At 44.6% G+C, this 8,013-nt stretch carries 5 protein-coding genes and 2 pseudogenes; 1 reads left to right on the top strand and 6 read right to left on the bottom strand.

The genetic code is table 11. The features are described 5' to 3' along the window. Positions 1-242 precede the first annotated feature (242 nt). From J5I83_RS04720 to J5I83_RS04700, 5 genes are all read right to left on the bottom strand, one after another. A complete protein-coding gene (locus J5I83_RS04720) occupies positions 243-413 on the bottom strand; it encodes a hypothetical protein (protein ID WP_304053685.1) in 171 nt (56 codons plus the stop codon). Positions 414-525: 112 nt separating this feature from the next. Further along, entirely contained in the window at positions 526-1,932 is a 1,407-nt protein-coding gene (locus J5I83_RS04715; RefSeq protein WP_304053683.1) for a TolC family protein, read from the bottom strand. Between the two features lie 13 nt (positions 1,933-1,945). Continuing rightward, positions 1,946-5,125 carry an efflux RND transporter permease subunit gene (locus tag J5I83_RS04710; RefSeq protein ID WP_304053681.1) on the bottom strand — a complete coding sequence of 1,060 codons (3,180 nt, stop codon included), beginning with the start codon at positions 5,123-5,125 and terminating at the stop codon, positions 1,946-1,948. 23 nt (positions 5,126-5,148) lie between these two features. Continuing rightward, positions 5,149-6,237 (bottom strand): efflux RND transporter periplasmic adaptor subunit, encoded by a 1,089-nt coding sequence (locus tag J5I83_RS04705; RefSeq protein WP_304053679.1) that lies wholly within the window; start codon positions 6,235-6,237, stop codon positions 5,149-5,151. Between the two features lie 39 nt (positions 6,238-6,276). After that, positions 6,277-6,495 (bottom strand): hypothetical protein, encoded by a 219-nt coding sequence (locus J5I83_RS04700; RefSeq protein ID WP_304053678.1) that lies wholly within the window; start codon positions 6,493-6,495, stop codon positions 6,277-6,279. A 128-nt stretch (positions 6,496-6,623) separates the two neighbouring features. Here J5I83_RS04700 and J5I83_RS04695 point away from each other — a divergent pair. Next, positions 6,624-7,115, top strand: a pseudogene (locus J5I83_RS04695) (transposase); the annotation flags it as partial. Between the two features lie 32 nt (positions 7,116-7,147). Here the strand turns inward: J5I83_RS04695 and J5I83_RS04690 are convergent. Then, positions 7,148-7,879, bottom strand: a pseudogene (locus tag J5I83_RS04690) (IS256 family transposase); the annotation flags it as partial. Between the last annotated feature and the right edge of the window lie 134 nt (positions 7,880-8,013).

Below are 8,013 nucleotides of genomic sequence, written 5' to 3'. Positions count from 1 at the left end.
TGTTCTACAACAGCTATCGCTTACATTCTTATCTGGATTATAGAAGTCCAATCCAATTTGAAGCTGATATGGCAAAACTGAAAAAGGTCGCTTAACTGGGTTGTCATAAAATACTTGACCAAGTCATTGTTACCCCTAACACCGGAGTTCATTAAATCACTAAGCCAGAGAGAATGACAGGTGGTGCCGTTGAGCGCTTACGATTAAATGGCTAAACACCAGATTTGACAATAACTCTGTGTTCACATTGGACCAGAATCAGTGTTCAACTTCGCCGGAATATGCATGTGCTCGGTGGCGACGTTATAAAGCAAGATGGCCTGGGTGCCGGTATCGATATTGTCATAATTCAGGCTGGCGTTGATAATATGTTTGGAATGGTCTTGCAGCGGCTGGCTGGCAGAGATTTGCACCCGAAGGTTCTCCTCTGCCAAGGTTACATTGGATGTGGACCAGGTAGGTATAGTTGCCGCCGAAACTAAACCCTACCCAGCCATGGATGGATGAAATCGAGATACCTGAGGCTCACTGCCACCCTCCACCAAGTGATCTATAAAGATCCACCATTGCGTCAATTTGCTTTTGTTTCATTTCAATTAGATCCTCTTTGGCATCCAAGGTCTCCCTTTGTGCCAACAGCACATCCAGGTAGTCCGTACGAGCAGATCTGAATAGATGGTTAGCGATATCAATTGATTTGCTGAGCGCTTCAACTTGGTTTGTCTTAAGTTGATAGCTTTTGTCGAGGTTATTGATATTTGAAACTTGATTCGCTACTTCAGTATAAGCTCTGATAATTCTTTGCTCATACTCATAAGCTGCCTGAATCTGCCTGGCATTGGCATTTTTATATTCCGCCTCGATGGCATTCCTATTGACCAATGGAGCCACTAATTCTCCCGCGATAGTGGCCGCCAATGACTCTGGGGTATTGATCAGATACTTAAGTGCAAAAGCTTCAAATCCTATTCCAGCCCTTATGCCAAAGGAGGGATAGAATTTAGCCCTGGCCACCTCTATATTTAATGCCGCCGCCGATAGCTCAAGCTCTGCTTGCCTAATATCAGGCCTATTTTGCAGCAATTGTGACGGAATGCCTGTCTTAAGCATGAAGGGTTTGAACTCCATAAAACTACCAGAAGCACGCTGGATAGGTTGCGGCGTCCTCCCTAGCAAAAAATTTATCCGATTTTCAACAACAGTAATACTCTGATTAATTTGGTATAGTTTACTTTTGTTTTTTGCCACTTCTGCTTCATAGCGTTTGATGGCAAGTGTATTTGCTCTTGCGTACTCTTGCAGATGCCTGACCATCTCCAGAGCATTTTGCTGAATACTAATATTTAGCTCTAAATTGTTAAGCTGGTTGTCCAAGGAAAGCAGTTCATAATACGAATGGGCAATTTCAGCGACCAGGTTAGTCACTAAAAAATTTTTACCTTCTTTTGACGCCATATACTCGAAAATAGCGACCTTCTTCGCATTCCTCAACTTTTTCCATATATCTATCTCCCAGGTTGAAAACAGCCCAAAGTGATAATCCCCCACGAACCTAGGAAAATGCCGGCCTTCCCTTACTGGCAGATGCTCTTCAACAGCGCCATCGCGTGTAAACTCGCCGACTTTTTCCTTACCTGCACCACCACCAATATTTACAAATGGCAAGTATTCGCCCCGACGTGCTTGAATTTCATTCTGTGCAACACTGATACGCTGCATCATAATATTAATTTCTTTATTATTTTCAACAGCTATATTCAGCAAACTTACTAAATTAGGGTCACTAAAAAAATCTTCCCATTTAATATTTGCCACATTGTCCTCATCCGAAACACCTTCTTTAAAAACAGTAGGAAGATGTGTGTCTTCTTTTTTGATGAGCGAATCAGGCACGCAGGCTTGCAGCATAAGTACCAACGCGCTTGAAGCCATAATCTGAAATATTTTAGTCTTTGATCTCATTTGGAGGGCCATAGTCATAAGTCTCGGTTAAGGGGCCAAGGTCTTCATCTTTAATTAATTTTCTACCTTCTGCCATTTTGGCAAATATATAATAAAGCCCTGGAATAATGATGACACCAAACACGGTACCGAAAATCATCCCACCCAGCGCTGAGGTACCAATTGTCCTGTTGCCGATTGCCCCCGCTCCCGTGGCCATCGCCAAGGGTACCAACCCAGCTATGAAAGCAAATGACGTCATCAAAATCGGTCGGAAACGCGTTTGTGCACCCGCAATCGCTGCCTGCATAACCGTCATGCCTTGGGCTTGCTTCTGGGATGCAAATTCGACAATTAATACTGCATTTTTCCCGAGTAAACCAACTAACATCACCATTCCCAGTTGTGAATACACATCATTGGCGAGCCCTAATTCTTTTAATAAAAAGAAAGCACCAAAAATACCGGGGGGCAGAGAAAGTATTACGGCCAAGGGTAAAAGAAAACTTTCGTATTGTGCGGCCAGCACCAAGTAGACAAACAAGATAACGACAAAGAAAATCGCCAGTGCTTCGTTGCCCCGGGCAGCTTCGTCAAATGTTAAGCCTTCCCAGGCAATGTCAAAACCTTTTGGCAGGGTGTCTTTTGCGACTTCCAGGACTGTATTGATGGCGTCGCCGGTGGTGTAACCTTTTGCGGGTTCAGCGCGAATTGCTGCCGTGTTATAGAGGTTATAACGCGTGAGCTCGTTGGGTCCCTGCTTTTTCACCATGGTCATGAAGGCGGAGTACGGTACCATTTCACCTTCATCATTTTTCACAAAGTATTTCAGTACATCCTCGGGGGCACGCCGAAATTCCGGCAAGGCCTGAGCGTATACTTTAAAAAAGTTATTGAAACGGATAAAGCCCTGTTCATAGGTACTGCCGATCATGATGTCCAGCTGATTCATCGCATCATTGATGTTAACCCCTTTTTGCATGGCAAGTTGATTGTCGATGACCAGCTCGTATTGTGGATAATTGGCCGCATAAAAGGTAAACAAACCGGTCAGCTCTTTACGTTCGCGCAATGCTTTCATGTAATTTTTGGTAATCTCATCGAATTCGTAGTAGTCTGTATTTATTGTCTTATCTACCAAGCGAAATGACAAACCCGATGCCGCGCCGTACCCCGGCACCGCCGGAGGTTGAAAATACTCGATGACCGCACCCATGTCATGGCTTTTTTCTTCCAACTCTTCGATAACCTCCGTTACAGAATGTTTACGCTCTGACCAATCTTTCAAATTGATAATAACGGTCCCTGCATTTGACCCGCGACCTTCAGTGAGTACTTCATACCCAGCCAGAGAAGAAATTGATTTAACACCTTCGATTTTTTCAGCTAGCATTTCCAGTTCTCGTGCCACTTTGTTGGTTACTTCGATGGTTGAGCCGGGCGGCGTTTGGATAATCGCATAAATCATGCCTTGGTCTTCGCCGGGAATAAAGCCGGAAGGCAAGATTTTACTGACCATGAAAATACCGAAGGAAAATCCGGCCAATATCAAAAGCGTGACAATGCGCCGGGTGACCATGATGTTCATCAATCGGACGTAACGCCCGGTGACTTTTTCAAAAACAAAATTAAAGCCATTGATGAGAAGGCTGATTGGATCTTTTCGTTTCGGCTGACCATGAGTATTTTTAAGAATCATGGCACACAGTACCGGAGCAAGCGATAGCGCCACAATTGCTGAAATAATGATCGACGATGCCATAGTGATAGAGAATTCTCGATAAAACACCCCAACCGGTCCTGGCATAAATGCAATAGGGATGAACACCGATACCATGACCAGCGTAATCGCTACAATGGCGCCGCCGATTTCTCCCAATACTCTTCGAGAAGCTTCATAAGGGCTGCAATGCTCATCGGCCATTTTTGCATGCACAGCTTCCACCACCACAATGGCATCATCGACCACAATACCAATAGCCAGCACTAAAGCAAACAAGGTGATAAGGTTGATAGAAAGCCCGAACGCGGACATAACGGCGAATGCTCCAACCAGCGAAACCGGTACCGCGAGGACGGGGATCAAAGTAGAACGCCAGTCACCAAGAAAAATAAAAACCACCAGGGAAACCAGTATGAAGGCTTCTACCAAGGTGTGTAACACTTGTTCGATGGACGCCTCGACGAAACGCGACACATCATAGTTGATTTCGTAGTCCATACCCTCCGGGAAGGATTTTTTCAATTCTTCCAGTTTTTCCTTCGTTTCCGCTATAACTGTTTGCGCGTTAGTGTTGTAATTTTGCTTAAGCACGATAGACGCCGAAGGGTATCCGTCTTTATCAGAGTAAATATTGTAAAACTCACTATTCAGTTCGACCTCAGCTACATCTTTTATGCGCAGAATCTTGCCTTCCGAAGAAGACCGGATAATAATGTCTTCGTATTCTTCCGGCTTATTGAAACGCCCTTTATAGACCAGCACATACTCCTTGGACTCGGCGGCTTTGCCTGTGCTTTGCCCGAGACGACCGGGACGTCCGATAATGCTTTGATCTGCCAGGGCTTTCATCACATCTTCTGCCGAGACATGATAGACTCGCATCCGCTCCGGGTTCAGCCAAATGCGCATCGCATATTGGCGAGAACCCAGTATGGTCGCTTGGGCGATTCCAGTAATGCGCTGAATCTCTGGAATGACATTGACGTAGGCGTAATTATATAAAAGTTTCTGATCAGCGTTTTTGTCCGTGCTGAAGATATTGACATACATAAGCATGCTGGGCTGGACGAAGTTCACGATCACGCCTTCCAACTCCACCAGTGCTGGCAGCCGGCTCATCATCTGATCCACACGCGTCTTCACGTTGACCATCGCAATATTGGGATCAACGCCTTGATCGAAATACACTTGAATGGTCGCTTCGCCGGCGCTGGTTGCATCCGAAGTGATGTACCTCATGCCGGGCACGCCATTGATAGCACGCTCTAAGAGGATCAAGGACGATTTCACCAGTACTTCGGCACTGGCACCGGGAAATGATACAGAAACCGTGACCCGAGCCGGTGAAATATCTGGAAACTGGGAAACTGGCAATGTTTTCATTGCCAAAAAACCCATAAATAAGAACATCAGTGATAACACAATCGCCATCACAGGTCGTTTAAGAAAGATACTAAACATGGCTTAATCCTTAAACTAAACAGTTATTCGGTATACAACTCTAACTCCGGGAGAATCTCTTCGGGCGGCCTTAAATTGATACTCACCTTGTCTCCAGGATTAACTTTTCGTATACCTTCAAGCAACACCCTGTCGCTGTCATTAAGGCCATCTTTAACAATAAACAGTTTTGTCATCTCGGCCTCTATATGGATAAGCCTTTGCTCCAGCTTTTCTTCTTCATTGATGACGTAGACATAGTTTTTATCCATGATTTCGAACACCGCTTTTTGCGGAATAAGCATGGCATTTGGGTAATGCTTGGTCAGTAGGATAGTTCCTGTCTCACCATGTCTGAGAATTTTGTCCGGGTTAGGAAATAAGGCACGAAATTGAATAGTGCCGAAAGTGTTATCAAAATCACCTACAATCGTCTCAATGACACCCGTGTGATCATAAATCTTGCCGTTTGCCATTTTTAGTTGTACGGTTTCACCAAGTTTGTCGCCTTCTTCCATTCTAAAATTCAGGTAGTCTGCTTCTGGAACGTTGAAATAGACCCACAATTGTCTGATATCAGATAGTTCCGTCAGCAACTCGCCTTCATCGAGAAGACTGCCGATCCTGGCATTAAAACGACCCATAATTCCGTCAAAAGATGCTTTGATACCGGTAAAACCCAAGCGGGTTTCCGTTAACCTCACCTCTGCATTAGCCTTATCCAGTTTTGCTTTTGCCAAAGCAAGCTCATTGGGCGATACGATATTCTCATCAGCCAAACCTTTGGTATTAAGGTATTCGATCTTTGCAGATTGCGCTTCAGCTTTCGCTTTTTGGAATTCTGCCTGATAAATTTTGGGCATAATTTTAAACATGGGCTGTCCTTTTTTTATCCACTGCCCTTCATCCACAAAAATACCCTCTAAGTAGCCCTTTTCCAAAGAGCGGATTTCAATATGCATAATGGCTTTAATCAGACCGACATAGTGCTTAGGTAGAGAAATGTCTTTATGGAACGGTGTCGTTGCCTCAAATTTTGGCATCTCATGATGCGTTTCAGTTTCTGCGTGATTACACCCATTCAAAAACAGAGCCGCGATTAAGCTTAGAACTACGGATAATTTAGTAATCATTTTTCTACCATTTAGGTTGTCAGGGGGCAAAGTATTTTGTTAGGGGAAGCCAAGACCAAGTCTATTTTTTATTTTAATGAGAACCAAAAAGTCTGCATGGTGCAGCTTAACGAGTGCGGGTATATCTTTCCTAACAGGCTCATAGAGGGGACAGAACTTTCGCACAACGATACTATTTTCTTCTTTAGCATCATGTTCACGATATATAGAGTTTTTATTTTCATATTGAAAACCAATAAATTTTTTATGCTGTCTCATCAATAACCGCACTAAATAATTTAACTCTTGAAATGATTCTAGCCCTTGCAACGTAAAAATTATGTGAAGCACTGTCTTGCAAAGTAAAAATTATGTGAAGCTCTGGAGAGTTACAATTTGACCAAGGCAGCTTGATTCCTCTTTACTTGAAGCGCACGCGAAATGTTGAAGAATTTTTACCCTGGCTATACCTGAGATGGGTTTCAGCGGAAGACTTTAGCGAAACGCTGAAACACTTGCTGGGAGCGGATGCGCCAGGATTGGCATCGGCAATAACCAGCCGTCTGAAGCAGCAATGAGAACAGGACTGCCGGAACTGGAGCCGGCGTGATTTGGGTAACAAGCGTTATGTCTATGTCTGGGCGGATGGGGTCTACAGTACGCTTAGAATGGATGATCGGTTATGTCTTCTGGTGATTATCGGTTCTGATGAAACGGGGCGCAAGGAATTGCTGGCGTTGTCGGATGGCTATCGCGAGTCGGAAGCAAGCCGGACAGAAGTATTGATGGATTTGCAGCAGCGTGGTCTGAAAAATCTACCCAAACTGGCTATCGGCGATGGCGCGCTGGGTTTCTGGAAAGCCGTTGTCAAATACTGGCCCCAGACTGATCAGCAAAGAGTTATTGTCAAATCTGGTGTTTAGCCATTTAATCAAGCGGTGGCCTGATTGTCTGCTGTCACCTCGATTCCATCTTTAAATTTCACTCCCGTAATGACTCTGGCAAGGTGTTCAAATCCACGTTGCTTTCGCCAGTTTTTTTCTGCACATTCCGATAGTTTGAATATCATGTGCAGCATGCCTTCACGAGTCAGGCATCCTTTTGATCGTTTTGTCCGATGACGTATCGTACCAAAGGTCGATTCAATCGGATTTGTTGTTCTCAGGCTCTGCCAATGTACTGCTGGGAAATCATAGAATGCCAGCAGTTCTTCACGATCGTTTTGTGATGTCAGTGTAGCCTTTGGGTACTTGGCTTCATAGGTCGCGATAAACAGATCACACGCCTTGTATGCATCATTTCTTGTCTCTGCCTGCCAGATTTCATGCAGAGCAGATTTCACTTTTGGCTGAATCAACTTCGGTACGCAATTCAGCACATTATCCGTTTTATGCATCCAACAGCGCTGTTGCCGCGTATCCGGATAAATTTCTTCCAATGCAGCCCAAAATCCCATTGCACCATCGTCGATACCGAGTTTTGGCGCATTCATGCCTCTGGCTTTGAGTTCCAGCAGCACTTCCCGCCAACTCTGAGTAGATTCCCGCACACCGTCTTCTATGGTTAGAAAGCGCTTATCTCCTCGTTCGTTAACGCCAATAATGATTAAAGCATACAACCTGGCATCTTCTGCACGCAAGCCACTGTAGATCCCATCAGCCCAGAAAGATTCCTGCACAACTTTCCTACGTTAGTCAAATAAACAATTAGAATGGCGAAAGGTAAAAGGCGAGTGGAGCAGAAGATGCAGATGAATTTTGGATCACTGGAACTGGCGCAACGTTTGAAGCAAAACAA

The sequence above is a fragment of the Nitrosomonas communis genome (assembly GCF_024102715.1).
GTDB classification, from domain to species: Bacteria; Pseudomonadota; Gammaproteobacteria; order Burkholderiales; family Nitrosomonadaceae; genus Nitrosomonas; species Nitrosomonas communis_B.
The sequence above is the reverse complement of the archived record's forward strand: the minus strand, read 5'-3'. Positions and strand labels throughout refer to the sequence as shown.